This is a genomic window from Pseudoalteromonas sp. CR1, from assembly GCF_019392235.1.
In the GTDB taxonomy this organism is placed as follows: Bacteria; Pseudomonadota; Gammaproteobacteria; order Enterobacterales; family Alteromonadaceae; genus Pseudoalteromonas.
In genome coordinates this window covers 1-241 of the sequence record NZ_JAHXRM010000587.1, presented here as the reverse complement: position 1 = coordinate 241, position 241 = coordinate 1, and the positions used below count along the sequence as shown (strand labels likewise).

The following is a 241-nucleotide window of genomic DNA, read 5'->3' as shown; positions in this document are numbered from 1 at the left end:
GTCGAGCCCGCGGGAGGTAAACCGGTCCGTCTGGGGACCCAAGGTGACCCGGATGTCGAAACAATCGGGCCATCGGAGCGGCGGCGCCGCACAAGGAGAAGCAGGAGGCATCGCCGGGTAGCGGAGCGACAGACGTTGGCCGGCGGTCTGCGGCGTCCCCATGCGTCCTCTTGGGAAGGTCGACCGCGATCCGAGTAACTCGGGTGCCTCCATTCCCCCACGAATGCTGAGGTATGCGCGG

1 pseudogene is annotated in these 241 nt (G+C 67.2%); it reads right to left on the bottom strand.

The features are described 5' to 3' along the window. Nucleotides 1-241: pseudogene (locus tag KZZ04_RS22235) on the bottom strand (biotin-dependent carboxyltransferase family protein); the annotation flags it as partial.